Origin of the sequence: Metaplanococcus flavidus (assembly GCF_042675885.1) — a bacterium.
GTDB classification, from domain to species: domain Bacteria; phylum Bacillota; class Bacilli; order Bacillales_A; family Planococcaceae; genus Planococcus; species Planococcus flavidus.
Window position 1 is genome coordinate 243,467 of sequence record NZ_JBHTKI010000006.1, and the last position, 24,161, is coordinate 267,627.

A 24,161-nucleotide genomic window follows, 5' to 3' on the forward strand; every position below is an offset into this window, starting at 1 on the left:
GAACGATCGGCATGACAGGACAAATTGATTTATTCCAGGAAGAAACGCAATTTGTGCTTGGTCGGCCGGTCGTTTCAATTTTTCATAATCCCCAAAATCTTTTCACTATCGCCAAAGTGAAAATCCAACAGACAAACACCTCGTATACAGACAAAGAAATCATCGTTTCCGGCTATTTTCCCGAACTTTCCATGGAAGAGGAATACCGTTTTACGGGAGCGGTAAAAAATCACCCGCGTTACGGCATCCAATTCCAGGTGGAGACTTTCTCCAAAGAAGTACCGGAAACAGAACAAGGCATCGTCCATTACCTGTCGAGCGATATGTTCAACGGCATCGGACGGAAAACAGCAGAAACCATCGTCAAAAAACTGGGCATGAATGCCATCAAGAAAATTCTGGAAGATCCGGAAGCGCTTGATGTGGTACCCCGTCTGTCCGACGAGAAGAAAGATACGATCCGCTCAACGCTGCAAATGAACCTCGGTCTTGAACGAGTAATGATCCAGCTTAATGATTGGGGATTCGGCCCGCAGGTGGGCATGCGCATTTTCCAGGCGTACCGTGAAGAGACAATCGATATCCTCACGAAAAATCCTTTCCGCCTCATCGAGGAAATCGAAGGCATCGGATTTCAGCGCGCGGATGAGCTCGGCGCGAAACTGGGATTGACCGGCAGCCACCCCGACCGCATCAAAGCCTCGATCCTGCATTTATTGAATCAGGCCTCCTTGTCGGAAGGGCACGTGTACATCGATGCGAAAACGCTGATTCCGCAAGTGAAGGAAATGCTCGAAGCGAGGCAGCAGGAAGAAATTTCGATAGATGCCATTTCAAAAGCCGCAATCGAATTAAATGAAGAGTCGAAAGTCGCGGGGGAAGAAACGCGCCTTTATTTGCCGTCATTGTATTATTCCGAAGTCGGCATTGCGACGAAACTGGAAACACTGCTTGCTTCCCAGGAAACGCGAGACGGTTTTCCGTCATCAGAAGTGCGTAAAGCACTAGGTGAAGCGGAAGAGCGGCTCGGCGTCAATTACGCGGAAACACAGGTGCAGGCCATCGAATCCAGCATCAATTCATCTGTCATGATCCTGACGGGCGGGCCCGGAACCGGCAAGACGACCGTCGTCCGCGGGCTGGTAGAAGTCTATGGCGAACTTCACGGCCTGTCGCTGGATCCTAAAGATTACGCCAAGAAAAAAGAACCGTTCCCGATCATCCTTGCTGCTCCGACGGGACGCGCGGCGAAACGCCTGAGCGAATCGACGGAACTTCCGGCGATGACCATTCACCGGCTGCTCGGCTTTAACGGACAGGAAAAAGATGAGGAAACCGAAAAAGAAATTGAAGGCAAACTGATCATCATCGATGAGATGTCGATGGTCGACACGTGGCTTGCGCATCAATTGCTGAAGGCTGTGCCGGATGACGCCCAGATTATTTTCGTCGGTGATCAGGATCAGCTGCCGCCGGTCGGACCGGGGCAGGTGTTGCGGGATCTTCTCGAATCTGAGCGCATCCCGACAGTGGAGCTGACAGATATATACCGCCAGACTTCTGGTTCATCGATTATCGAACTGGCGCATCAAATGAAGAATGGGCAATTGCCGGCGGATATCACCGCCAAAACGGCAGACCGCTCATTTATCAAAGCGGGAGCCGAGCAAATACCGGAAGTGGTTGAAAAAGTGGTGAAAAGTGCACTTGCCAAAGGGCACCACATCAAAGACATCCAAGTGCTTGCGCCGATGTACAAAGGGCCGGCGGGAATTGACGCATTGAACAAGCTGATCCAGCAGATGGTCAATCCGAACGACGACGGCCAACGGAAAGAACTCGTTTTCGGCGATATCACCTATCGTATAAAAGACAAGGTGCTGCAGCTAGTCAATCAGCCGGAGAGCAATGTGTTCAACGGCGATATGGGCGAAGTGGTCGCCATCATGAAAGCGAAGGAGACAGTCGAAAAGCAGGATATACTGGTGGTGTCATTCGACGGCATCGAAGTGACTTATCAGCGCAGCGACTTGAATCAGCTTACGCTCGCCTATTGCTGCTCGATTCATAAATCACAGGGCTCTGAATTCCCGACCGTCATCATGCCCGTCGTGCGCGGCTATATGAAAATGCTGCGCCGTAACCTTCTCTACACCGGCATCACCCGCAGCAAAGATTTCCTGATCCTTTGCGGGGACCCGGGCGTCTTCCGTTACGGAGTCGAGCGCACCGATGACACCAAACGGATGACGACGCTGAAAGACCGGCTGTCGCTGTCCAAACCGACAACGGATGACAATGAACCGAAAGAAACGGCAGATGCAACTGAATCTGTACAAGCAAATGAGTCAGGCGAACAGGTGGGCGGGGCACAAAAACCCGTTGAACCTCAGATCCTCAAGGAACAATCGGTTCCTGCTGAAACCAATGGCCCGGCAGCTCTGACGAACGATAATGTCCATGCCATCCATCCGCTTATCGGCATGAAGGGTATTACCCCGCGCGATTTTATCGAATCTTAAAAGCGCCATCTGAAACCCGGACAACCCCTGTTGTTGACAGGGGACAATTATTTTCCTATAATTCAACTTATACAGATAGTTAAAACGTAGATGGAGAAAGTATAAGATAGCATGCGTCCAGAAATAGGTCCCCCGGCTGAAAGGGCCTTCGCGATGATATTTTAGAAAGCTACTCCTGAGTGCAGCCAATCCCTGCCGTAAAGCCGCGTTAAGGCGCCAATGAGAGACACGGAGATTTTTCCGTGTAATTAGGGTGGTACCGCGAACAGATAGCCTTCGTCCCTTGCGTTTACGCAAGGGATGGAGGCTATTTTTATTTCATCCCGTTCTATTTAATTGGTGTTATAGCCAGATGAAATCGCTCCAGGCGGACGCTTTCCGCGGGGAGCGGCCTGAGCCTCCTCGTTCGCTTCGCTCTCTGCGGGGTCTCAGGACACGCTCTTTTTCCCGCAGGAGTCGCCACCTTCCGCTCATTCATCTTAAAGTGTTTCGCTTAGATATGGAGCAAAACAGCGAAGACGCCTAGGGGAGCAGAAACGGCGTTGGTTTTCCAACGTCGTTTCGACGAAGTGCGAATCTCTCCCAGTGCTCCTGCATCGCTGCGCTGCTTCGTCGCAAAGACTTAGCCTCGCTTGCGTCGGCTAATGTCTTCAAAGCTGTTTTGCGGAATATCGGATACAAATCGTAGCTTAAATAGGAGGAAAAAACATGAAGAATTTAAAAGCAGAAGAAATCAGACAGCTTTATTTAGACTTTTTCAAAGAAAAAGGACACGATCAGGAGCCGAGTGCTCCGCTTGTACCATTTGAGGATCCATCGTTATTGTGGATCAACAGCGGTGTCGCAACCTTGAAGAAATATTTCGACGGCCGCGTCATCCCGAAAAACCCGCGTATTGTCAATGCGCAAAAATCCATTCGCACGAACGACATTGAAAATGTCGGCGTAACGGCCCGCCACCATACCTTCTTTGAAATGCTCGGGAATTTTTCGATCGGTGAATACTTCAAAAAAGAAGCAATCCATTGGGCGTGGGAATTTCTTACAGACGAAAAATGGATTGGATTCGATCCTGAGCTCCTGTCGGTTACAGTACACCCGGAAGACGAAGAAGCTTACGATATCTGGCTCAACGAAGTAGGGGTGCCGGCTGAACGCATTATCCGTCTGGAAGGGAATTTCTGGGATATCGGCGAAGGCCCGAGTGGTCCGAACTCTGAGATTTTCTATGACCGCGGGGAAAGCTACGGCAATGATCTGAGCGATCCGGAATTATACCCTGGCGGAGAAAATGACCGTTACCTGGAAATTTGGAACCTTGTATTTTCTCAGTTCAACCACAATGCGGATCACACATACACGCCGCTGCCAAAACAGAACATCGATACAGGAATGGGGCTGGAGCGGATGGCTTGTGTCGTCCAGGATGTTCCAACGAATTTCGACACCGATCTGTTTATGCCGATCATCAGGAAAACAGAAGAAGTTTCCGGCAAAAAATATGGCGAAGACAGTGACAGCGATCTGGCATTCAAAGTGATTGCCGACCACGTCCGGACAGTCGCTTTTGCAATCGGTGATGGTGCTTTGCCATCCAATGAAGGCCGCGGTTATGTGTTGCGCAGACTCCTGCGCCGGGCAGTGCGTTACGCGAAGAAATTGGGTATTGAGAAACCGTTCATGTTCGAATTGGTTCCGGTTGTCGGCGATATCATGAAGACGTTCTACCCTGAAGTGAGCGACAAAGAAGACTTTATTGTACGCGTCATGAAACTCGAAGAAGAACGTTTCCACGAAACTTTGAATGAGGGGCTCGCTATTCTGTCCAGTGTTTCTGATAAACAAAAGGCTGCCGGCAGCAATGAAATTCCAGGTGAGGATGCGTTCCGTCTCTACGACACCTACGGATTCCCAATCGAGCTGACGGAAGAATACGCACAGGAAGCGGGGATGACAATCGATCATTCAGGCTTTGAAAGCGCGATGAAAGCACAGCGCGACCGTGCCCGCAGCGCCCGCCAGAATGTCAATTCGATGCAGACCCAGTCAGAAGTTCTCGGCAAAATTACAGAGCCGAGTGAATTTATCGGCTACAGCGATACAGTCGCTGAAGCGAATGTATTGTTCATCATCAAAGATGGAGAACTCGTTGACTCTGCTCAGGAAGGCGAGGAAGTTCAGGTGATTCTCGACCAGACACCATTCTATGCGGAAAGCGGCGGACAAATTGCCGACCATGGTATTTTACGCAATGACCTGGTGCAGGCATTCGTGCTGGATGTCAAAAAAGCACCGAATGGCCAAAATCTCCATTCAATCCGGATCGATTCCGGGGAGTTGACGAAAACAGCTGTTGAAGCCCAAGTGGATTCCGCTGAACGCAGCCACACGGTGAAAAATCACACAGCGACGCACCTTTTGCATCAGGCGTTGAAAGATGTTCTCGGGAGCCATGTCAACCAGGCAGGATCTTATGTCGGGCCTGACCGTCTGCGTTTTGACTTCTCGCATTTCGGCCAGGTGACAGCTGAAGAACTCAGACAGATCGAAGAAATTGTTAACAATAAAATCTGGGACAGCATCGCAGTTGTTTCCGGCTATCATAATTTGCAGGAAGCGAAAGATATGGGGGCCATGGCCCTGTTCGGTGAAAAATACGGAGATGTTGTCCGTGTGGTGGAAATCGGTGGCTATTCGCTCGAACTTTGCGGCGGTGTCCATGTGGGCAATACAGCTGAAATCGGTTTGTTCAAACTCGTTTCCGAAAGCGGCATCGGTGCCGGCATCCGCCGCATCGAAGCACTGACTGGCAAAGATGCCTACGAAAGCATGAAGAACAGTGAAGAAATTTTGGAAGAAACGGCTTCATTATTGAAATCGAATCCAAAAGATCTTGTTCAGAAAGCACACACGATCCTTGCAGAAGGAAAAGCATTGCAGCGCGAAAATGAATCGCTGATGGCAAAAATCTCAAATGCACAGTCTGCCGGCATCCTTGATTCTGTTAAAACTGTCGGTGACATTCAAGTGTTATCGGCTCGCGTTGAAGCAAAAGACAACAATCAATTGCGCCAGATGATGGATGACCTGAAAGGGAAACTCGACAATGCCGTAATCGTGCTGGGAGCTGTCGACGGAGATAAAGTCATGCTGGCAGCCGGAGTTACAAAAGAATTGGCAGGCGGGAACTATCATGCCGGACAAATCGTCAAACATGTAGCTGAACAATGCGGAGGAAAAGGCGGCGGCCGTCCGGATATGGCAATGGCAGGAGCTAAAGAACCGAGCAAGTTGGACGGCGCACTCGAGTCGGTCTATAGCTTAGTCAAATAGGTTTAATAAATGTTGGCTATCGTATATAATGGTAATCAGGCAGCGGAAAAGATTCGACCTATTTAAATCCGAAAGCGAGGTGCTTATCGTGAGTTCATTCGATCGCACAATGAAATTTGATTCGTCTGATGAATCGATGGAGCAGGATGTAAAACGAGTGATGCTGGAAGTACATGCATCCTTGGAAGAAAAAGGCTATAACCCGATTAACCAGATAGTCGGCTATCTATTATCCGGTGACCCGGCTTATATTCCTCGCCATCAGGATGCAAGAAATAAGATTCGCAAACTCGAACGCGATGAAATGCTGGAAGAGCTTGTGAAGTTTTATATCAAAAAGAATAATGAGGAATAAACTATGAGAATTATGGGGCTGGATGTTGGTTCTAAAACAGTCGGCGTGGCGATCAGCGATGCATTCGGCTGGACGGCTCAGGGTGTTGAGACTGTGAAGATCAATGAAGCGATCGATGAATTCGGCATGGACCGCCTTGGCGAACTGATCAGCCAATATGAAGTAACTGAAGTAGTGGTCGGCTATCCGAAAAACATGAACAATTCCATTGGACCACGGGCTGAAGCATCCGAAAGATTTGCAGCTTTGCTCAAAGAAGCGTATGCTATACCAGTGGTATTATGGGATGAACGGCTGACAACTGCGGCAGCTGAGAAGATGCTGATCTCCGCGGATGTCAGTCGGAAGAACCGCAAAAAAGTGATCGACAAGATGGCTGCAGTCATGATTCTGCAAGGCTATCTTGATTTTAAAAAATGATGAGGTGACGACAATGGAACACGGACAAGAACACATCACAGTCGTTGATGAAAACGGCAACGAGCAATTATTTGAAGTTTTGTTTACATTTGACTCAGAAGATTTCGGTAAATCCTATGTATTGTATTTCCCGGTAGGCGCTGAAGAAGATGATGACGGCGAAATTGAAATCCAGGCATCTTCATTTACTGAAAGCACAGACGCTGACGGAAAAGTGGACGGCGGAGCATTATTGCCGGTTGAAACGGATGAAGAGTGGGATATGATCGAAGAAATGCTTAACACTTTTCTTGCTGAAGAAGAAGAAAACGAAGAGCTTTAATTTCAGGAAGGCGGAATTGCAATCAAATTCCGCCTTTTTCTTTTGTTCAGATTTCTTGTATAATGGAAAAGAATAGGTAAGGGGGGGAACCCGTGGAAAACAAGTCAAAGATTGATATCATGTTTGACCGCATGAGAGAGAAGAAAAAAGAAGTGAAAGTGGTACGCCGGATCGTTTTTGTAATTTCGCTTATACTTTTAATAACAGCAGCGATTGCCGGATACCAGGGCTATAATTACGTAACGTCGGCTTTGGCGCCGGTGGATCCGGATTCAGAGGAAGTCGTTGAAGTGGAAGTTCCGATCGGATCGAATCTTGACAGCATTGCAGCTTTGCTGGAAGAGAACGGCATCATCGAAGATGCCCGCATCTATAAATATTATGTAAAGTTTAACAACGAAGCTGAGTTTCAGGCGGGAACATACGGTTTACTGCCCTCGATGACTTTGGATGAGATAACTCAAAGTTTAAAAACCGGTAAAGTTTATCGTGAACCTTTGTTCACTATCAATTTTCCGGAAGGTTTGACGCTTGATCAGATTGCCGAAAATGTAATAGCAGAGAAGACTGATTATACGGCAGAAGAGTTTATGGAGAAAGTGACGGATGAAGCTTATATCGATAACCTGATGTCGAATTATCCAGGTCTTCTAACAGAAGAAATCAAAGGTGAAGATATCCGGTATGCACTTGAAGGCTATTTATTCCCTGCGACGTATCCTTTCTATGAAGAAGATCCATCATTGGAATTGATTATTGAGCAGATGCTGGATGCAACACAGGCTAATATTGCACCGTATTCGGTGGTCCTTGAAGATCTCGGGGAGACGCCGCACTGGCTTCTGACTTTTGCTTCCTTGCTTGAAGAAGAAGCTACAGCAAAGTCTGATCGTGAAATCATCGCTTCAGTGTTCTACAATCGCTTGGAACAGGATATGCCTCTGCAGACTGACCCGACTGTCATTTATGCAATGGGCGAGCATCGCGACCGGCTGTTTAATGAGGATTATCAATTCGATCATCCTTACAGCACGTATATCAATAAAGGCCTGCCACCAGGCCCGATTGCCTCTGCAGGTGCTTCATCCATCCAAGCGGTGCTTGACCCGGCAACTACGGACTTTGTTTACTTCCTTGCTGATTCGGAAGGAACCAATCATTTCGCTGTAACATATGAGGAACACCTCGAAAATAGAGATAAATATATAGGCAATTAAGGAAACAAGAAGGAAGCGAACTCGCATTCCTTCTTGTTTTATGTTATCATTTGAAGGAATTTTGGCTGTTTCAAAAAGGGGTTTTCTAGATGGACAAAGAGCAATTCGATAATACAATTCTGGCAATAAAAAATTTCGCCCTGGAACAGCATGTGCCAATTATGGAAGATGAAGGCATCAGCCATTTGACGGCTTTATTGACGGATCAAAATCCCGCCAGCATTCTTGAAATCGGTTCTGCCATCGGTTTTTCCGCTCTGAAAATGGCCCAGGCATTGCCTGATGCATTCATTGATACGATTGAGCGGGATGAAGAACGGTATCAAAAAGCGGTGGAATTTATCGCTGAAACGGGCTTGCAGAAACGGATCAGCATCTACCGGCAGGACGCGCTCGATATGGATATTGCTTTACTCGGGGATGGTTACGATGCTATTTTTATCGATGCGGCAAAAGGACAATATGAACGTTTTTTTGAAAAATACGAAGTATTGCTTAATGATGGTGGCATAATATACTGTGATAATATGCATATGCACGGCATGTCCACTGTCCCGCTGCAGGAAATTCCACGAAGAAAGCGCACCATGATACGTAATCTGAGTAAATTTCGTGAACGGATGATGGCGCATGCCGATTATGATACGAAACTGCTCCAAATCGGGGACGGCATCATGGTTTGCAAAAAACGCAAAAAATAATGATAATATGCAAGGAGCAGTCTTAAATGTCAAAAAACAGACCGGTAGTTATCGGCATCGCCGGAGGTTCAGGTTCCGGCAAGACAAGTGTCACGAATTCCATCTACGAAGTGTTCAAAGAACATTCCGTTGTTGTCATCGAGCAGGATTATTATTATAAGGACCAAAGCCATCTTGAGTTTGAAGAACGATTGGCTACGAACTACGATCACCCTTTGGCCTTCGATACAGACCTTTTGATAAATCATATCAATGAATTATTGGAACGCAGGCCAATTGAAAAACCTGTCTATAATTATGCGGTTCATACCCGTGCAGAAGAAACTATTCCAATTGACCCGAAAGATGTTATCATACTGGAAGGGATTTTGGTGCTGGAAGACAAACGCTTAAGGGATTTGATGGATATCAAACTGTTCGTCGATACGGACGGAGACCTTCGGATCATCCGCCGGCTCCTGCGGGATATCAATGAACGCGGACGGACGATCGACTCGGTTATCGATCAATACCTCAATGTCGTGCGGCCGATGCATAACCAATTCATCGAACCGACAAAGCGCTACGCGGATGTCATCATTCCTGAAGGCGGCCAAAATGAAGTCGCCATCGATTTGATGGTTACAAAAATTAAAACAATTCTTGAATAGAACTGGAAATTAGACTATGATGAGACGAGACTGACAGATTTTTCAAAAATCTATAGTCAGCAGTTGAAGGAGTGGGGAACAATGGCTAACGAAAAACAATTTCCGATGACAGCTGCAGGAAAGCAGAAGTTAGAGGACGAACTGGACTTCCTGAAAACGATTAAACGCAAAGAAGTGGTTGAACGGATTAAAATCGCCCGTGATTTCGGTGATTTGTCTGAGAACGCTGAGTACGATTCAGCCAAAGAAGATCAGGCGTTTGTTGAAGGACGTATTTCAACTCTGGAATCAATGATCCGCAATGCGGTGATCATAAATGCAAATGATATGAGCAATGACACAGTCCGACTGGGCACTACCGTGACATTTGTGGAAGTTCCGGATGGCGACAAAGAATCCTATACAATTGTAGGTTCTGCAGAAGCGGATCCACTGGAAGGCCGCATTTCGAATGATTCACCAATTGCTAAAAGCATGATTGGCCGCACTACCGGTGATCGTGTGAAAGTATTGACTCCCGGCGGGGAAATGGAAATCGAAATCGTTTCCATTACGTAAACTCACCAGCCATTCTTTCAAAGGATGGCTGTTTTTAAATGAAACGCTTCTTAAACCAATTCAATCTATTAATTTTAAATTTAAGATTCACCATTTTCCTCCCGCTTCGGCGCTATGGACAAGGCTCCCGCAATAAGCCGAGAAGACCACTCGTCTTATTGCTCCGCCCAGTCCTGAGCCGCGCCGGCGCTGAGAGAGCAGCTTAGATATGGAGCAAAACAGCGAAGACGCCTCCTTGGAGAAGGGGAAATAAGCATGCTCCTGCATCGCTTCGCTGCTTCGTCGCTTCGTCGCAAAGACTTGACCTCGCAAGCTTCGGCCAAGGTCTTAGCAACCTGTTTTGCGGAATATCGCCTACTTTATTAATACAACATATACAGAAAATTATTCAAAAAGACTTTAATGCCTTGAAACAACGAAGCAGACCATAAATGACACAGAAATTTATCATGATAGTTAAATTTGTTACATAAAATTATGATAGAATACCAAAGAAGGGGAGGCTACAACTATGGCAAATGAAAAAAAACCTTATCCCTCGCGAGTGAATAAGAAGAACCAATCCTCCACTAATTCAATGTTGAATGTAATGATTGGACTGGTATTTGCATTAATTCTTATCGTGGGAGCTTTTATATTCCTCGGGCAGATGGATGATACCGACAATGCCCAGGAACCTGAATCAGTTCAGATTTCCACAGATACAGATGATGAAGCGAGCGACGGGATAAGCGATGAGGAAGAACAGACAGATAACACCGAAGACCAGACTGAAAGCCCGGAACAAGAAGACCAGGCTTCAGAAGATGAACAATCGGATGAGCCAGCGGAGGAAGAATCTGAGCCGGCAACTGAAGACGAAGAAAATGAAGAAGATAAAGATACAGAAACTGCAGAAGAAAATGATGAAGAACAGGGCTCTGTAACCGGTGGCACAATTACCCGTCAGGAATCGAATGACCCTGTAGTCAAAGAAAGCATCATCAACACGAGCTGGGAGCCTGTAGGCACTAGCCAAAGCGGTGACCATGTTTCTGTTTACGACACTAATTCAGTGGACTGGCAGGAGAAAGTCAAGGCAATAACTTATGCAACCGGTCTTGCTGAAGACGAGATGTACATTATGCATATCGGCAACGGCGGTGGCCCGCAGAAATCGGTCGGTACTGTTCAATCGAAAGATAAATCAAAAAAATATCGTGTACATTTGGAATGGGTGGAAACAGAAGGTTGGAAACCTGTTAAAATGGATATACTGAATACTGTAGAAGGCGCTTATTAAAACAGCGTCTTTTTTTCTGAGCTGGAACAGCTCCAATGTGAATCTGAACAGCAGGCCCTACATTAATTTTGAACTTAATCGATTGTCTGTATAACAGGTATAAATTTTAAAGGAGACGGTAAAAAATGAGAATTGGAATCATCGGTGCAATGGAAGAAGAAGTTGAATTGCTGCGCGGGAGCATGGAGGATACGCAAACGGAAGTGATAGCGAATTGTGAGTTCACATCCGGCACATACCAGGGACAGGAAATCATATTATTGAAAAGCGGCATCGGCAAAGTCAATGCGGCCATGTCCACCACAATACTGCTCCAGCATTTCAAACCAGAGCTGGTGATCAACACCGGATCCGCCGGAGGTTTTGATGAAAATCTGGAAGTGGGTTCAATTGTCATTTCTGACGAAGTGCGCCATCATGATGTGGATGTTACTGCATTCGGTTATGAAATGGGCCAGGTGCCACAAATGCCTGCAGCTTTCCATTCCAACCCCGAACTGATTGAGCTGGCAGAAAAAGCAGTCAGTGAATTAGAGGAACTGCCATATGCGATAGGGCTGATCGCTACCGCAGATTCATTCATGAGTGATCCGCAACGTGTTGAACTGGTGCGCAGTCATTTTCCAGACATGAAAGCGGCTGAAATGGAAGCTGCAGCAGTGGCACAAGTTTGTTACCAGTTTGATACAGCATTTGTTGTCATCCGTGCCCTATCGGATATTGCCGGAAAAGAATCATCGGTGTCGTTCGATGAATTCCTGCCTGTGGCAGCCGAACATTCGACAAAAATCGTCCTGCGTGTAGTGGAACGCCTCGCGTCAAGGTTGTAATACAAATAATATAGTAAAAACTTTAACAATCACGGTTTTCCGAAGCTTACCGCTCGCTTTCCTCGGGCTCATGTCCAAGCCTCCTCGCTCACTCTAAAACCCGGTGCTCCTGTATCGCTTCGCTAGCTTCGTCGCAAATGGGATGGGCAAAAGTCTTTTGCCCATCCCATTCCCTGCGGGGTCTCGGCCGACTCGCTGATCCGAAGGAGTCGAGCGGACGCTTCTCCAAACCATTTACCTAATTTGTAGAAAAGTTTCATAAGATATGGAGCAAAACAGCGAAGACGCCCAGGGCATAGGGTTAAATAAGCATGCTCCTGTCTCTGCATCGCTATGCTAGCTTCGAGACATGAAAGGGCGTTGCATCGCTTCGCTGCTTCGTCGCAAAGACTTGACCTCGCAAGCTTCGGTCAAAGTCTTAGCAAGCTGTTTTGCGTAATATCGATTTACAGTTTCTCTTTCTCAACTATCAAAAAAGCTGCCGGAAAATATCCGGCAGCTTTTGCTTATACTTTTTTTAAGGTAAACGTGCTGATCATCAGCAGTGAGCAAATTAGAATCAGGAACATATAAACGACTGAAGGGAATGCTTCCAGTCCGAAGTATGAAAGCGTAAGGATGGTTCCTGCTGCAGTGATCGGCAGACCTGTAAAATAGCCGTTCGATTCACTGATATTGAATCGTGCCAGGCGGAATGCCCCGCTTGAAATATAAATCACAGTGAATACCATGCCAGCTATGCCGAAATCGCTCAACGCCAATTGGTAAATGAGAATCGCGGGGGCTACACCGAAAGAAATGATATCGCTCATGGAATCCAATTGTTTGCCGAGGTCTGATTCCTGGTTAAGCTTGCGTGCAACGATGCCGTCAAAACGATCCAGAAAAGCGGCTATGAAGATAAATAATACGCTGAAACTGTAAGAACCGTTAAGGGCGGCCATCAATGCCGCGCCGCCAAATGCGAGATTTCCGATGGTAAGCATATTGGCCGTGTGCGATTTCAATTTTTTTATTGTATGGTCCATCCGTTCTATAATAATCAATGGAGAATCCTCCTTAAGCACAAAATGATCTTCTTTTCATTATACTGTTCGTTTGGAAAAAATGGTAGACTTTTATCATGCTGGAGGTGTTTCTATGAAGAAAAGATTATATCAATATACAATTGAATTAACGAACGGCCCTGTGACTTCCAACTTGCTGCAGCGTTTTGCAAATTTTTCAGGAAGCAGGATGGCCATCAAAAATTATGTAAAAGCATATAAAATTAATACGGATGAAATTGTCGGAGAAGTGGAGGGATTTCCTACTCTGCACGATTTTTTTATACGGAAATTGAAGCCTGGAAGCCGGCCGCAAGCGGATACGGATATCATTTCCCCGGTTGACGGCAAAGTTGAAATAGCAGGAAAATTGCAGGAAGACAGCCGCTTTATTGTTAAAGGCCAGAAATATTCACTCGCAGAACTGTTGGGCAGCGAGGAAATGGCGAAACGGTATTCGAATGGCAATTACGCGGTTCTTTATCTTTCGCCCGCAAATTACCACCGGATCCACAGTCCGGCAGACGGAAAAATTTCGAAACAATTTGTGCTCGGCAAAAAATCATATCCGGTCAATCAATCCGGGCTGCTTTATGGCAAAGCTCCCATCAGCGGCAACTATCGGCTCATATCTGAAATTGAGACTGGAAGAGGCAATGTGCTGATGGTCAAAGTCGGAGCCATGTTCGTCAACTCGATCGAACTCACAAACACTAGTGATGAATGGAAAAAAGGGGAAGAGGTCGGCTATTTCAGTTTCGGCTCAACCGTCGTTTTGTTTTTCGAAGCGGACTGTTTCCGTTTTACGGAGAATATTGTGGATTGTGAACCGATCAAAGTGGGAGAAGCACTGGCAAATATGCTATAATCATTAACATTAAGTTGGAAGATACAGGAGTTGTTAAAAGTGTACCAGAAATTTATACCGAGCCAATACGTCAGAACAGTGTTTGATATCACACCGGAAAGCCTGCTGGAGAAAAATATCCGCGGCATCATCACTGATCTCGATAATACACTGGTCGAATGGGACCGTCCCGAAGCGACGCCAATGCTGATAGATTGGCTGAAAACGATGAAAGATGCGGAAATCCAGGTTGTCATTGTTTCCAATAATAATGAATTGCGCGTCAAGTCATTTGCGGATCCACTGGGCATTCCATTCATTTACCAGGCGCGAAAACCGATGGGCAAAGCTTTTCGGAAAGCGTTGAAAATTATGAGCGTCAAGCGGGAAAACGTCGTCGTTATCGGTGATCAAATGCTGACCGATATTTTTGGCGGCAACCGCAATAAACTGCATACCATCCTCGTCCTGCCGGTCGCAAAATCCGACGGGTTCTTTACGCGTTTCAACAGACTGGTCGAGCGCCGTATCATGAAGAGGTTGAAAGACAAAGGTTATATGACTTGGGAGGAAGAAAAAATTGACTGAAATGCCAAATTGCATCGGCTGCGGTGCACAGATACAAACAGAACATCCCGGTGAGCTGGGCTATGCGCCAGCATCGTCATTGGAAAAAGAAGAAATTATTTGCCAAAGGTGTTTCCGGTTAAAGAATTACAATGAATTGCAGCCGGTTTCCCTGACGGACGATGATTTTCTAAAAATTTTGAATGGCCTTGGCGAACGCAAAGGCCTGATTGTTAAAATCGTGGATATTTTTGATTTTAACGGCAGTTGGCTGCCTGGCCTTCACCGGTTTGTCGGCAACAACGAAATCCTCTTGATTGCCAATAAAGCGGATTTATTGCCCAAATCGGTCAAGCAGCAAAAACTGCTGCAATGGATGAAGCGCGAAGCGAACAAGCTTGGCCTGAAACCGGTTGATATTTTGACTGTCAGCGCCGCCAGTGGCAAAGGCGTGCCGGAAGCGATGGAAGCGATCGAACATTACCGCAAAGGCAACGATGTATTCGTGGTCGGTTCGACGAATGTCGGAAAATCCACATTCATCAACCGCATCATCAAACAGGCCACGGGGCAGGATAACATCATCACCACGTCCCATTTCCCGGGCACAACGCTCGATATGATCGAGATTCCACTCGACGATAAACAATCGTTATACGATACGCCGGGAATCATCAATCACCATCAGCTTGCCCATTACCTCAATCCGGCCGATTTGAAAAAAATCATGCCGAAAAAAGAGATCAAACCAAGGGTTTTCCAGCTCAATCCGGAACAAACCCTGTTTATCGGCGGGCTTGCGAGATTGGATTTCATAAAAGGGGATCGATCTTCATTCACGTTCCATATTGCCAATGACCTGCCGATTCACCGGACGAAGTTGGACAATGCCGATGCTTTATACGAGCAGCATTTTGGCGGCATGCTGGCACCGCCGTCTGAAGAATTCAAGGAAGATTATCCGAAATTGGTGCGCCACGAATTTCGTATCAAAGACGCAAAAACCGATATTGTTTTTTCCGGGCTTGGCTGGGTTACGGTTCAGCATCCGGATGTAATTGTCGCAGTGCACGCTCCAAAAGGTGTAGAAGTAATGCTGCGGCCATCTCTTATCTAGGAGGAATTGGATGAAGAAGTGGTATGCGGTGATCGGCGACCCGATTTCCCATTCGTTGTCCCCATTGATGCACGATACCTGGTTCAAAGAAAACGGTATAGACGCAACATTTATACCGATTCATGTTGAACCTTCAAACCTGAAGCAGGCATTCGAATCACTCCAAACTTTGGGGGTGAGCGGTTTCAATGTGACATTGCCGCATAAACAGGCCATCATTCCCCTGCTCGACGGAGTGGATGACACTGCGTCGATGATGGATGCTGTCAACACAGTTGTGCGCGGAGGCAAGCTTTATAAAGGGAGCAATACGGACGGTGATGGTTTTGTGGAATCTCTTTTGACCACTGAGTCCAGTCCCGATTCCAAAGTTCTGCTGATTGGCGCGGGCGGGGCAGCAAGAGGCATCAGTTTTGCTCTGAAACGCAGGGGATTCGGAGATGTCACAATCACTAACCGAACTCATCGACGCGCTGAGGAACTGGCTGATGAAAGCGGCAGCAAGTCAATGGTGAAAGCGGAAGCCGAGAAAAAACTGGGCGACTTCGATATCATCATCCAAACTACATCAGTCGGTTTGGCAGAGAATGAAGCTTTACCGATCTCACTCCAAAATATCAGGGCTGGCACACTGGCTGCTGATATCGTCTATAATCCGATAAAGACACCATTCCTGAAAGTCGCCGAAGAGAAAGGCTGCAAAACGCTGAATGGTGTTGGCATGTTCGTTTATCAGGGCGCTATCGCTTTTGAAAAATGGACCGGCCTAAAACCGGATACTGATAATATGATTCAAATGATAACGGAAAAACTAGGAGGCACTTATGTTAACAGGTAAGCAAAAACGTTTTTTAAGAAGTGAAGCACATCACGTCGATCCGATTTTTCAGGTCGGCAAAGGCGGAGTCAACGAAGCAATGCTCGTTCAAATTTCAGAAGCACTGGAAAAACGCGAATTGGTGAAAATCAGCATTCTGCAGAACAATGAAGATGATAAGAACGAAGTGGCTGAAAAATTGGCCAAAGGAACGAAAGCTGAATTGGTGCAATTGATTGGCCATACAGTTGTTCTTTATAAACAGTCAGTGAACAATAAGCGGATCGAGCTGCCGGTGAAAAGATGAAAAAGGCCGGAATTTTGGGAGGCACCTTTAATCCGCCGCATTTCGGACATCTGATCATGGCCAATGAAGCTTTTCACAGCCTGGGTTTGGACGAAGTCAGATTCATGCCGAACGCGATTGCTCCGCATAAGGAGGTCCAGGGTGTGGATGCTGCCCAGCGTCTGAAAATGACGCAATTGGCGATTGAAGGCTTTCCGCAATTCCGCATCGAAGATTTTGAAATTACGGAAGGCGGCGTTTCCTACACCTACAACACGGTCAGCGCATTGATGGCGAGGGAACCGGAAACGGAATTTTATTTCATCATCGGAGGAGATTCAATCGCAGATTTGAATTCCTGGCACCGGATCCACGAATTGGCAAATATAGTTCAGTTTGTCGGAATCGGCCGGCCGGGCTATGACACTTCCACCGATTTTCCAATCATGATGATCGATTCACCAGAAATGCATCTTTCTTCGACAATGCTGCGGGAAAGAGTTGCAGCTGCCCGGCCATTAACATTTTTCGTGCCGGAGAAAGTCGAAGCCTATATCCGAAAGGAGAGGTTGTATGAATCAGAGCAGGATGCTTCAGATAGTTAAAAAAAGGCTCCCCGATAATCGCTACGGCCATGTTGTCGGAGTGTTGAACACCGCAACTGCACTCGCCATCCGTTTTGGCGTGCCGCAGGAAAAAGCACAGGTAGCTGCCATTCTTCATGACGTTGCAAAGTTTTCCGATCGTGAATGGATGAAATCCATTATCGAAAAAGAAAATATGGATCCATTGCTATTGGAATATCATTCAGAATTATGGCATGCTCCGGTGGGTGCTTATGTCGCGTCTTACGAGTTTGGCGTAACGGATGAAGATGTTTTAAATGCCATCCGGTATCATACGACGGGTCGCGCAGGTATGTCAGATTTGGAAAAAGTGGTCTATATTGCCGATCTCGTGGAACCGAACAGAAAGTTTGGAGGCGTCGAAGAATTGCGTCAATTAAAAGAACAGGGATTAGATGTTATGATGGAAGCCTGCGTCAAACACAGCATCGATTTTCTTGTATCAAAAAATCAGCCGGTTTATCCGGATTCACTGAAGTGTTATGAATACTTCGTGCAACAGAAAGGGATAGTGAAAGAATGACTGAACATACATTATTGCAAATGGCTTATCAAGCAGCCGAAGATAAAAAAGCCGAGGACATCGTTGTCCTTAATATGGAGGGAATTTCTTTGCTCGCAGATTATTTCGTTATCTGCAGTGGGAACTCAGACCGTCAAGTTCAAGCGATTGCGCGTGAACTGATCGAGAAATCCAATGAAGCGGGAAATGAAGTTAAAAGTGTCGAAGGATTCGACTCTGCCCGTTGGATTCTTGTCGACCTTGGCGATGTGGTTGCACATGTTTTCCACAAGGACGAACGTTCTTATTACAATCTGGAGCGCCTATGGAGAGAAGCGCCTGAAATGGAAATATGAGCTACGGAAAATTTGCATCAATCTACGATAGTCTGATGCAGGACGTACCATATGAACAATATGTCGAGTGGGTGGCATCAAGGCAGACTTCCGGAAAATTATTGGATCTGGCGTGTGGCACCGGGACATTGTCCCAGCTTTTTGCTGAACTCGGATATGAAGTTACAGCCAGTGATTTGTCAGAAGATATGCTGGCGATGGCGAACCAGCGATTCCAGGAGGCGGGACTGCGTGTTCCGACCTATCAGTTGTCGATGGACAATCTTGAAGGTCTCCAAGGTTTCGATGTTGTCACCATCGCTATTGATTCGTTGAATTATCTGAAGACCGGTGAACAGGTGCAACAGACTTTCAATGAAGTGCATAAAGCTTTGAACGACGGCGGCAGGCTGTTTTTTGATGTTCATTCGATCCATAAAGTGGATGAAGTTTATATGGACAGCCCGTTTGTTCTGGATGATGAGGAAGTTTCTTTCCTCTGGCATACCGAGCCGGGAGCTGAAGAACACAGCGTTGTACACGATATTTCCTTTTTTGTTCGGCAGCAGGAAGATTTATATCAGCGGTTTGAAGAAACCCATGAGCAGCGGACATTTTCGGCTTCGACCTACAGCACCTGGTTGAAAGCAGCCGGATTTGTAATCGAATCAATTACGGCAGATTTTTCCGATGCTGAACCATCAGCTGAAAGCGAACGAATTTTCTTCTGTGCCAGAAAAGTATAACAGCAATTTCAAAACCACCATTTATGGTAACGGGTTCCGTTTTGAAGTACAAAACTTAGATTCGCAATATAATCGGAGACCAAATTCGTAATTGAATTGGTCTCTTTCTTTTTGCCGTTATATCAAGGTTTTCATTCAATAATCGACTTTTTTGGTAGTTCAATTGACAGACTATTCAGTTGGCTTACAATAGGTATTGTATAGCAGCGAATTGGTACACGAATTGCATACCATTTGCTATACGAAAATTTACCAATAAAAGGAGATGTTAAAATGAAATTCATCAAACCAAAGTACCTGAATGTCGAGCCAACGGAATACAAGTTATCGGAGAGAACGCGCAAACTCGTTTGTCATTACGCCGATTACACAGGACTTACCGAAAGTCAGGTATTAGAAGAAGCACTTGGCGGACTTCTTGAAGACAATGATTTTATCGAGTATGTTCAAAAGTTGCGGAACAATGTTCGTATCAAGCGCGAATTGGGTATCTTCGATGAGTAAGATGCGCCGATTAGCCGACTCAACAGATACCCTGCTTAGAGTTGATCCACCTGTCACACAAACTGATTTGGACGAACGAAACGATTTATATGATGTTCTCAACCCGAAAGATTTCAAAGAACACTTTCGATATCAGATATTTCGACCAACCGAATTTACACTTAACGGAAAGAAACACGTAATTCAAGTGAGCCATTGCGCCAATCCATTTTGTAAGAATTATGGTCTTGAACAAATCCCTTACAAGGGAAAAGGTTTGAGATATTCTTTCGGTAATTCAGATGACAAAAAAGTAATCGTCTGTTCGAAAGACAACCGCGATCCAGACGGAATCCCAACACTCAACTGCAACACGCGAACAATGTCCAATTGGTCGATTGCCACGGAAATTGAACGACTTCACAGAATCAACTCCACATTGACGATAGAACCCGAATATCAATTCCACAAAGACACCTGCACCTCAGAATCAACTCCACTTACAGAACCGAAAGATTTTTACAAGCGTGGAACAAGTACATCCAATTCACAACGTTATCAATGTAAAACGTGTAAGAAATTCACGAATGTTTTACCCGATAAAACAAGAAGCACAGGCTATCACCAACAACGAAATGATATCCTGCCGACATTTGCCAAGCATTTAGTGAATCGCGTACCTGTATCACGAACCTGCGAAATATTAGGCATTGGCCGTAGCACGTATTATTCAAAACTGGAATGGCTGTACCGATGTTGTTTAGAGTTTTTAGAATCCAGGGAAACAAAAGCTTTTCAAAAGAAAGATTTCCGTGAACTTTGGGTACAAACCGATAAAATGATGTATGTCCTAAATAACATTCGCAAAAAAGGCGAACGAAATCCCGAGAAACATTTGGTCGTTGAAAAGCAATTGCCTACACAAGTTGTCGTTAGCAGCGAACATTATTCGCGTTATGTATTTCGTGCAGATGTATGTTTTGATTGGGATATCACAAAAGACCAAATTTACTTTGATACCGATATTTACAAAGACGATCACCTGAATGATTTCCTAAGTAAAAACGGTAAATTTACGAAATACGGCACTCACCCAATGATGCCAAGCAAAACCGACACGCAAACATCTATGGATTATTCCAGTGCTCTTGCTCATTACAACAAACGCTTTTTATATGTGGATGGGCTACACGTGAATCATACCTATACAGCGATTGCTCATTTTTGGTTAATCAAGCAAATGGTAAACTCAAAAAAGTGGCGATTGATTACAGATGATGATGTTTCCTTAATTACAGCGATAAACCGAACCTTTGCCGAAGAAATTAAAGCGAAGAAAGCCTATACGTTTGTGTCTAAGGTGAATAAAAAGCTATCAAGGAAAGACGCGTTCGTTGAATTCAAGGACTCCATTAAGTTTTTGAAAGACTGGGGTAAAAAGAACGGTTATGTCGATCATACACTTCGTGAGTTGGCTATCTTTTATTTAGATGAAAAGTTAATGACTCACAGATTCCATCAAGTGAAGACAACAGCCGATGGAGAGATTTATCACACTCACGCAAAAAATCCAATTGAGCATCCAATCGGAATGATGGATCGAGGAATTCGGCAAGTTGATTGTTTAACGGATATGACCCATCTGCCACGAAATGTCCTTGCAAAATTCATTGTTCAGGTAAGCGACAATTCGGTTAACAGCTTTCTCCAACAAATTAGAAGGTCTGTTTCCACATTGGAACGACCACTTGTCACCAGTCGTGGCGATGGGAAGAGTTATATCTATTCAAATTTCAATCCGAGATACGCACAAATGAATCTTACGATTTTACGGACTTACTACAATTTCTGCAAGACTTATCAAACCGTTAAAATAGATTCTGACGGAAAGAAAATCAAAAAAAAAAAAACTCCTGCTCAGAGAATTGGTATTGCCGACAAGGTGTATGCCTGGGAAGACATCATCTACAAACGTTAAAACATCGAATGCTTGACCAAATCTTTGGTTGAGCTTTTTCTATAATTTAAGGAACTCGCTATAATTATCTGAATAATAAGGTAGAATAGTAAGGAAGAGGAAATAGAGGGGGAACCTGAGAATACCGAAAGGAGGATAATGAACGTGAAAAAAATAATTTCATTGTGTATGTTGGCATTTATTTTAAGCGGTTGTACAAGCGAAAATGGAAATGCTTCTTCAGAACTTTCTTCAGAAATTATTATTACTGAAGGTAATTATAACTTTACTGGTAGTAGTGAAAGTTGGGAAGTGCAGTACGAAGTAGATATTATTGAAAAAGGTGAAAATGAAAATCAAGTAGAAGAAAATGGAACAGCCAAATTTATCGGTGAAGGCGAACCTCCAAAAACGGTAGATTATAAGCTTGAAACCGAAAGTGGAGCGAATAGTTCTGAAGGATCTGGGATAATGATGAATGATGAAACTTTAAGTTTCGCACAAGGTTCTTGTGGAAATTGTGTTCCAATACAAGAAGATGAGGAACTGGAATTAGAAATTATATGGGATGGAAAATCAGAAATAGTAATATTAAATTCTAACGAATAACATCGCTTTTAGCGGTGTTATTTTTTTGCATTAAAAAATCACTTCCTGTCTATCGGAAATGAATCATCTTTTACTATTATAGATTTGTTTTGCAATTATTTCGGGATGATAGTGAAAATAGAAATATGGATCTTCTTGAAAAGATTCTACGAATCTTGAATCAATCATTAGGTTTACAGTTTCTTCATCGTTAAGGTTATACTTGGCTTTTATTTCTGACATCAACATTCCAATATATTCTTCGGCATCTTTTTGTTCAGGTTTATTATTTGGATCTAGTTTACGAATCGGTCTCTTTTCTATTTTTTTGTCGAACGCCATTTTAGCTAACTCCTGGCTCGGATAGTGTGCTACCAATTCACCGTATTCTTCAATTAATTCGCGGATCTTAAAGTTATTGAGTAGTGATATTGCTTCCTCGCCCGATACTTTGTAGATTTCCATTAAATCTTCTTTAACAACGTTGATGAATTTTTCGATATCTTTTTGTCGTTCGATCATTTTAGATACCTCCTTTTGTTTAGTGTATACCCAAATAATTATATTCTATTTAATAAATTTAATGAGACTATTTAAATTTCTACTTTTCACTTTATCTTTTTAATAAATATAGATATTAAAAAACTGTTTTTAAAAATCAAAAACAGTTTTTTAAAATAAACGTAGCGTAGATAAAGCCGTAGATGTAGCGTAGCGTAGATAAAGCCGTAGATGTAAAAAGAATTACTTTCTCTCTCACTAAAATTCCCTAGAACTCCTTTAGCTTTTTTTATATAGTAATCTCTTTTATCTAAAAGTCAACTATTTCTTTTATTTAATACAGAATTTCTCTATTTCTTCTTCAAAATAAATTTTTATAAATTCTAATTTATGAGCTATAGCCATTATTCTTTCAGCTTCTTTTCTATCAAAATCTTTGTTTTTAATAAAGATATTCAAGAATCCTATTGCTGAAACCGCATCTACTGACCTATTCGAGTTAAGGTACCTTTCAGTTAAAGGAGAAACTTGCAAGTAATCAGCAAAATTTTTTGCCATATATGTTTCCGCCTCTGTAATAGTTTCCAAAGAAATAGTTTTAGATAATTCCAAAATGTCAAAACTTCTCTTATCGTGTTTAGTTACAAGGAGAGGTTTTTCCTCAAGGGTAAACAGATCCTCGATGTAATAAACCAAATTTGCATATTCAGCCAACATTTTATTTATCCCGCGTTTTGTACAAATCACTATCGCAACTTTATTTTGAGATTTTATGCTTTTTATGAGAGGAATAAAATCTCTATCGTTAGAAATGATAACGAAAACATCAATTGTTTTATTAGTGTAAAGGTCTTTTACACCTTCTACTGTCATTTCTAAATCACCAGCATTTTTAGTTGCGTTTGAACAATGTCTAGAAGAAATACCTTGTGTATTTAAGTATGATTGTGTGTAATGAATCATTGGATTATCAGTCTCAAAATTCCCAAACGATACAATCTCGCTGATGTATAATCCGTTTTCGGTAAATTTGTTACTTATTTTTCTAAAGAAATCTAAACTTTCTATGGTCTCCCCATAACTAGCTAAACGCATAGATAAATTATCGTAATCAACATAAACTTTAGCGTTGAAACTGTCTTTGATTTTAGTGATGTCACTCTTATTCATTCCTCACCATCCATATTCAAAAAAGTCTTTCAATTTTGATAAGCATAATGAAAAAGAATGAAAAGGCGAGAAAATGAGAAGAAAAAAATAGCACCGCCAATTCGCGAATTTAGGTTTTTTGAAAACCTTTGCGAATTCAGGTGCTTTAAGTTTTATAAAAATTAAAATTTACTATTCGTCATTGTGTTCAAAAAACAGCGATTCTGTAATTTCTTCACCATCTTCTTGCCAAGCAATTTGAATTTCAAATTGATCGACTTGTTTAATTGTTCCTAATAAATTGAGTAAATTTCATAATTCCGAGACCTTGCGGCTCTAGGTGTGTAACGGCATGAAAATAGAGCACCTCCCCAAATCCTGTATAATGGTAGTCACCACAACAA

The 24,161-nt window shown here is 44.1% G+C and carries 26 protein-coding genes and 1 other annotated feature; of the genes, 23 read left to right on the plus strand and 3 right to left on the minus strand.

Annotated elements, in window-relative coordinates; all coding sequences use genetic code 11:
- The first annotated feature begins 11 nt into the window (after positions 1–11).
- The 11 genes from recD2 to mtnN all read left to right on the plus strand — a co-directional run bounded on the left by recD2 (position 12) and on the right by mtnN (position 12,190).
- Entirely contained in the window at positions 12–2,522 is a 2,511-nt protein-coding gene (recD2, locus tag ACFQ1X_RS03760; protein ID WP_144839110.1) for an SF1B family DNA helicase RecD2, read from the plus strand.
- Between the two features lie 78 nt (positions 2,523–2,600).
- Positions 2,601–2,809, plus strand: a binding site (T-box leader).
- A 421-nt stretch (positions 2,810–3,230) separates the two neighbouring features.
- A complete protein-coding gene (alaS, locus tag ACFQ1X_RS03765) occupies positions 3,231–5,855 on the plus strand; it encodes an alanine--tRNA ligase (protein WP_144839112.1) in 2,625 nt (874 codons plus the stop codon).
- 88 nt (positions 5,856–5,943) lie between these two features.
- On the plus strand, positions 5,944–6,210 hold the full coding sequence (locus ACFQ1X_RS03770; RefSeq protein WP_144839114.1) for an IreB family regulatory phosphoprotein: 267 nt from the start codon (positions 5,944–5,946) through the stop codon (positions 6,208–6,210).
- Positions 6,211–6,213: 3 nt separating this feature from the next.
- Positions 6,214–6,630, plus strand: a complete 417-nt coding sequence (ruvX, locus tag ACFQ1X_RS03775; RefSeq protein ID WP_144839116.1) for a Holliday junction resolvase RuvX — start codon at positions 6,214–6,216, stop codon at positions 6,628–6,630.
- A 13-nt stretch (positions 6,631–6,643) separates the two neighbouring features.
- Positions 6,644–6,952 carry a DUF1292 domain-containing protein gene (locus ACFQ1X_RS03780; RefSeq protein WP_144839118.1) on the plus strand — a complete coding sequence of 103 codons (309 nt, stop codon included), beginning with the start codon at positions 6,644–6,646 and terminating at the stop codon, positions 6,950–6,952.
- A gap of 92 nt (positions 6,953–7,044) precedes the next feature.
- Positions 7,045–8,169 (plus strand): endolytic transglycosylase MltG, encoded by a 1,125-nt coding sequence (gene mltG / locus ACFQ1X_RS03785; RefSeq protein WP_144839120.1) that lies wholly within the window; start codon positions 7,045–7,047, stop codon positions 8,167–8,169.
- A gap of 89 nt (positions 8,170–8,258) precedes the next feature.
- Positions 8,259–8,870, plus strand: coding sequence for an O-methyltransferase (locus ACFQ1X_RS03790; protein ID WP_144839122.1), 612 nt, complete (start codon positions 8,259–8,261; stop codon positions 8,868–8,870).
- Between the two features lie 26 nt (positions 8,871–8,896).
- Positions 8,897–9,520, plus strand: coding sequence for a uridine kinase (gene udk / locus ACFQ1X_RS03795; protein ID WP_144839124.1), 624 nt, complete (start codon positions 8,897–8,899; stop codon positions 9,518–9,520).
- An 81-nt stretch (positions 9,521–9,601) separates the two neighbouring features.
- Positions 9,602–10,078: a transcription elongation factor GreA gene (greA, locus tag ACFQ1X_RS03800; protein ID WP_144839126.1), complete on the plus strand. Its 477-nt coding sequence runs from the start codon at positions 9,602–9,604 to the stop codon at positions 10,076–10,078.
- Positions 10,079–10,589: 511 nt separating this feature from the next.
- Positions 10,590–11,360 (plus strand): YrrS family protein, encoded by a 771-nt coding sequence (locus ACFQ1X_RS03805; RefSeq protein WP_144839129.1) that lies wholly within the window; start codon positions 10,590–10,592, stop codon positions 11,358–11,360.
- A gap of 125 nt (positions 11,361–11,485) precedes the next feature.
- The gene (gene mtnN, locus ACFQ1X_RS03810) at positions 11,486–12,190 is read left to right on the plus strand and encodes a 5'-methylthioadenosine/S-adenosylhomocysteine nucleosidase (RefSeq protein WP_144839131.1); all 705 of its coding nucleotides are present in this window, start codon (positions 11,486–11,488) and stop codon (positions 12,188–12,190) included.
- Between the two features lie 506 nt (positions 12,191–12,696).
- Here the strand turns inward: mtnN and pssA are convergent.
- Positions 12,697–13,236 (minus strand): CDP-diacylglycerol--serine O-phosphatidyltransferase, encoded by a 540-nt coding sequence (pssA, locus tag ACFQ1X_RS03815; RefSeq protein ID WP_144839133.1) that lies wholly within the window; start codon positions 13,234–13,236, stop codon positions 12,697–12,699.
- A gap of 94 nt (positions 13,237–13,330) precedes the next feature.
- Here pssA and ACFQ1X_RS03820 point away from each other — a divergent pair, with 94 nt between their 5' ends.
- The 12 genes from ACFQ1X_RS03820 (at position 13,331) to ACFQ1X_RS03875 (ending at position 22,128) form a co-directional block, all read left to right on the plus strand.
- Positions 13,331–14,104: a phosphatidylserine decarboxylase gene (locus ACFQ1X_RS03820; protein ID WP_144839135.1), complete on the plus strand. Its 774-nt coding sequence runs from the start codon at positions 13,331–13,333 to the stop codon at positions 14,102–14,104.
- A gap of 30 nt (positions 14,105–14,134) precedes the next feature.
- Positions 14,135–14,671, plus strand: a complete 537-nt coding sequence (locus ACFQ1X_RS03825; protein WP_144839137.1) for a YqeG family HAD IIIA-type phosphatase — start codon at positions 14,135–14,137, stop codon at positions 14,669–14,671.
- Complete coding sequence (gene yqeH, locus ACFQ1X_RS03830) at positions 14,664–15,767, plus strand: ribosome biogenesis GTPase YqeH (RefSeq protein ID WP_144839139.1); 1,104 nt, start codon at positions 14,664–14,666, stop codon at positions 15,765–15,767. The genes ACFQ1X_RS03825 and yqeH overlap by 8 nt, the downstream gene beginning before the upstream one ends.
- A 10-nt stretch (positions 15,768–15,777) precedes the next feature.
- Complete coding sequence (gene aroE / locus ACFQ1X_RS03835; RefSeq protein ID WP_144839141.1) at positions 15,778–16,605, plus strand: shikimate dehydrogenase; 828 nt, start codon at positions 15,778–15,780, stop codon at positions 16,603–16,605.
- Complete coding sequence (yhbY, locus tag ACFQ1X_RS03840; protein WP_144839143.1) at positions 16,592–16,891, plus strand: ribosome assembly RNA-binding protein YhbY; 300 nt, start codon at positions 16,592–16,594, stop codon at positions 16,889–16,891. The genes aroE and yhbY overlap by 14 nt, the downstream gene beginning before the upstream one ends.
- The gene (locus ACFQ1X_RS03845; protein WP_144839145.1) at positions 16,888–17,475 is read left to right on the plus strand and encodes a nicotinate-nucleotide adenylyltransferase; all 588 of its coding nucleotides are present in this window, start codon (positions 16,888–16,890) and stop codon (positions 17,473–17,475) included. The genes yhbY and ACFQ1X_RS03845 overlap by 4 nt, the downstream gene beginning before the upstream one ends.
- Positions 17,444–18,019: a bis(5'-nucleosyl)-tetraphosphatase (symmetrical) YqeK gene (yqeK, locus tag ACFQ1X_RS03850; protein ID WP_144839149.1), complete on the plus strand. Its 576-nt coding sequence runs from the start codon at positions 17,444–17,446 to the stop codon at positions 18,017–18,019. Before ACFQ1X_RS03845 ends, yqeK begins: the two co-directional genes overlap by 32 nt.
- Complete coding sequence (gene rsfS, locus ACFQ1X_RS03855) at positions 18,016–18,354, plus strand: ribosome silencing factor (protein WP_144839151.1); 339 nt, start codon at positions 18,016–18,018, stop codon at positions 18,352–18,354. Before yqeK ends, rsfS begins: the two co-directional genes overlap by 4 nt.
- A complete protein-coding gene (locus ACFQ1X_RS03860; RefSeq protein WP_144839153.1) occupies positions 18,351–19,079 on the plus strand; it encodes a class I SAM-dependent DNA methyltransferase in 729 nt (242 codons plus the stop codon). The genes rsfS and ACFQ1X_RS03860 overlap by 4 nt, the downstream gene beginning before the upstream one ends.
- A gap of 273 nt (positions 19,080–19,352) precedes the next feature.
- Positions 19,353–19,583: a hypothetical protein gene (locus tag ACFQ1X_RS03865; RefSeq protein ID WP_144839155.1), complete on the plus strand. Its 231-nt coding sequence runs from the start codon at positions 19,353–19,355 to the stop codon at positions 19,581–19,583.
- Positions 19,576–21,540 carry an insertion element protein gene (locus ACFQ1X_RS03870; protein ID WP_144839157.1) on the plus strand — a complete coding sequence of 655 codons (1,965 nt, stop codon included), beginning with the start codon at positions 19,576–19,578 and terminating at the stop codon, positions 21,538–21,540. Before ACFQ1X_RS03865 ends, ACFQ1X_RS03870 begins: the two co-directional genes overlap by 8 nt.
- Before the next feature lie 144 nt (positions 21,541–21,684).
- Positions 21,685–22,128 (plus strand): hypothetical protein, encoded by a 444-nt coding sequence (locus tag ACFQ1X_RS03875; RefSeq protein WP_144839159.1) that lies wholly within the window; start codon positions 21,685–21,687, stop codon positions 22,126–22,128.
- A 63-nt stretch (positions 22,129–22,191) separates the two neighbouring features.
- Here ACFQ1X_RS03875 and ACFQ1X_RS03880 read toward each other — a convergent pair whose 3' ends face one another.
- Both ACFQ1X_RS03880 and ACFQ1X_RS03885 read right to left on the minus strand, forming a co-directional pair.
- Positions 22,192–22,629: a hypothetical protein gene (locus ACFQ1X_RS03880; protein WP_144839161.1), complete on the minus strand. Its 438-nt coding sequence runs from the start codon at positions 22,627–22,629 to the stop codon at positions 22,192–22,194.
- A 309-nt stretch (positions 22,630–22,938) separates the two neighbouring features.
- Positions 22,939–23,778, minus strand: coding sequence for an NYN domain-containing protein (locus ACFQ1X_RS03885; protein WP_144839163.1), 840 nt, complete (start codon positions 23,776–23,778; stop codon positions 22,939–22,941).
- Positions 23,779–24,161: the final 383 nt, after the last annotated feature.